Annotated in this window: 1 protein-coding gene and 1 pseudogene; both read right to left on the reverse strand. The window is 55.5% G+C overall.

Annotated features, from left to right (window positions below; all coding sequences use genetic code 11):
• A pseudogene (locus ACFQ6H_RS29730) lies at positions 1 to 96 on the reverse strand (hypothetical protein); the annotation flags it as partial.
• A gap of 125 nt (positions 97 to 221) precedes the next feature.
• On the reverse strand, positions 222 to 1001 hold the full coding sequence (locus ACFQ6H_RS29735) for an HIRAN domain-containing protein (RefSeq protein ID WP_378650425.1): 780 nt from the start codon (positions 999 to 1001) through the stop codon (positions 222 to 224).
• Positions 1002 to 3265: the final 2264 nt, after the last annotated feature.

Raw genomic sequence — 3265 nt, forward strand, 5'->3', positions numbered from 1 at the left:
CTGGCGCACGATGACCTCGATGTGCTTGTCGTGGATCGACACACCCTGGCTCCGGTACACCTCCTGGACCTCGTTGACCAAGTGGATCTGAACCTCACACACCAAATAGGCCAGCATCGCCCACCGGAAAATAACCATTCCGGAACAATTCATTTCTACAGTTTCAAAATGGGCGGACTACAACTGCCTCATACCAATCAACCTGTATTTATCGATCCCGTTTACGCCGAGCACCATTCTGGTCGGTCGAATACAAACTCATCACACCGACCATCGAGGCGCAGGAGAAGACGCAGGTGGGGGTGCGTCTCAGCTGGGTTTGCACGAACCACGCTCAACCTGTGCGGACCTCCATCAATTACAGAATGGACATAGTCCAAGAGCGGGCTCGGTACAAATCCCAGACCGAGGTCACCGTCCGCGATCTCAATCGCACGGGGATCCTTTGGGTTGGAAGGATCGGGCCTCAATGTCAGCTCGTCGCCGCTCTTCAGCTTGGAGATATGCGCACTAGCATCGTCAGCGCAATAGCGCACCGCGTGGGCGAGAAAGTGGGCAGTCGTGACTCTTGCCTCGCGCTCATAGCTCGGCAATGAAACGAGTTCTATCGGGTCGCCTTCACGATACCCACCTGAAGCTGTCAGAATCTCCCACGCATCGGCGTCCGATTCCAAACTCAGCGCAGCAAGATACTGCGGCCGATCGGGTCGTTTCGCACTCATCACGCGATCTGCGAAAGATGGGAACAGTCGTGATGAGCTGTAGTGTCGCCATACATCACGAAAGCCAACGATCGGGACGAAAGTTTCATCCATAGCAACCCTACGCAAGTAGGTGAAGTCGAAGGTCGGCGCCGTGTCATCGTCGCCGATCACTTTGTCGAGGTAGCCGATCGCCCTATACGTCCGATCCGCAGCACTGCGCCGGGTAACGATCAACCGGGACGCGCGCATCTCCAGCTCAGCGAAAGCCGATGCGGGAGTCAAGTCACTGTAGAGCATCACAGAGTCGCTTTCGGTTGGTGGCTATGGCGGTCTGTAAGAAGCTACGGGTCGGGTCCGACAGATCAGGGATTGCTGATACAACATCGTCACATACTCCGAGGTCAACGCTCGCTAGTCGCTCCAACCAGTGTTGCTGAGCTCGCAGGCTCCCCATTCTAAGTGCCCTTTGGGCGACAGTTACCAACCCCAACCTCGTGCCGCCTTCAAAACGCTGCGTTTTGCCCTTCGCACACCACTGAACGACCGTACCGCTATCGCTCCGCTTGGCTCGATCGACCTCACGCTGCCCACTGGCCAGTGCAGATCCGTGATCGAAGCTCGGTCCGAGGCACACCTCGCCAGTAAGGGAATTCTGCAACACACCCCAATTGTGCGCGTGTCGATCAGTATTGGCGACCCAGGCGTCCAGAACTAGGTAGCCAGCGAAGACGTCGAACGCACTCCATTCAGAATATGGTGTGTCCACCGGCCCATGGAGACCATCGAGTACATGATGAACTGCCTCAATGGTGTGACCGGCGCAAGTCTGAGCGTCAAAGTCATCATCGTGTTCTGCCAGCAGCGCCGCTCCAGGGGTCCATGTCCATGATCTGCTCTTTGCGTCGGGCCGCATATCACGACTCATAGAGCCAACAGTTTTTCGGCCGTCCTCCAATCGGATAACGGTCGCCAATTCAGTTTGCGCTGCGGGAACGTCGAGTACTCTAGCCAGTTCGTACGAGATCTTTTCTGCCCAGTTCTCGCCGCCCACAAGAAGGTCTGGTTTATCGCCACACGCCCGCCGTTCCACGGAGAGGATCAATGATTTTTCCGTCCGGGGTTTGAAAAGCCAATGCCCTGCATGACGCGAAGACTCAGGAGCAATGAACCAACGCTTTGCCTCGTCCCCCCCTGGCTCACTCTCGCCACGCGTCCATTCAGCAAGATCAACAGTCTCATATTGCTCAACCACCAAGAAAGCTTAAATGCTAGGTTCCCGAAGGCGCTGATGACTCACCGGTACCGCGAATATCTTATAGATGCACTTCTACAAGGTGCGACAAACAACGACGTCCAACCCTCGTACAGTCGTTCCTCAAAAAGCGGGCTCAACCTATGCACTGCGGATGAACCGGGAAACCCTTAATCCCGCATTGGTATGCGATCAACACTAGGACCATTGCGCAAGCAACGTCTGGGGTAATCCCCTCTTAGCAACTCATCGATACAAGTAGTACGCGGTGGAATGATCTTGCTCGAACTTGGCGGCGTCTCGTGTGGGTTGCGTCTGCAGCCCAGCAGACAGGGGACATCGTCGCCTGTCACCGATTGAGCGACCATGCCCGATCGATCACCCGACTTCGTCCGCCGCGACACTCCTCAGCCCTACACTCATCCCGTCGGCCCGACGGTCAGCAATAGCGTCATCCGCGCTGAAGAGAACGACGACGAGATCCGCATCAGCAGGGGACTGAGATCTTGTGGTGGGTCGACGATCGAACTGATGACACTCCAGAGCAGTAGCGGTCGCGATCCAAACGCGGCAATCCGCTGGCCAGCCTGACAATCGAATCGGCACTACCGCAATGAAGAACGAGACTTGATGACGACGATTCCCTGAATCATCGATCCAACTTGGCGTTCGTGCACCATCTGAAATTAAGCACTCGACCATAGTCTGCTCGAATTCCACCTGAAGTCAAGGAAGCACAATTCAACAAGAGCATGGAACCAAGACCCTAAGCGCCACTTTAGGAATACTGTCAAGCATTGGAGATCTTAGAAACGGCAAAGCATTCACCGATCTGCACACAGTTTCGACGATTTTCCTGGATACGTGCGGATCGTTATGATGCAAGCAACACGATCCATGGGCCTTTGGTCTCGTATGTCGGCTCAATCAATAGATACGCTGCAGGAGCTGATTTCCAAGCACTTCGAAAGTATGAGCTTAAGAGGCTGATACTGCCAATCTGAAAGCTGTACTTACCGTGTGTTGGCGCGCCTTGGTGGCCGCACACCAGCCAAATCGCAGGCAAATAAATACCCCGACGGCAACAAGTGGGCCGTCCAGGAGATCGTCATCCCGGACCTCAGCGGCAGTAACTCCTGAAAACCGCACCTCCGAAACGAAGAAATCCCCCGCCTGATTCAGGCGGGGGATTTCTCACGACCTAGCGCTTAGCGGTAGTCGTTGCTGAAGCCGTAGTCGTCCAGCGGAACTGCAGCACCGGTGTTCTGGCCGAAGCCGTCCGGGCTGTAGTACTGGTCGTCGTACGACG

It is taken from the genome of Rhodococcus sp. NPDC056506 (assembly GCF_042794945.1).
Lineage (GTDB): Bacteria > Actinomycetota > Actinomycetes > Mycobacteriales > Mycobacteriaceae > Rhodococcus_F.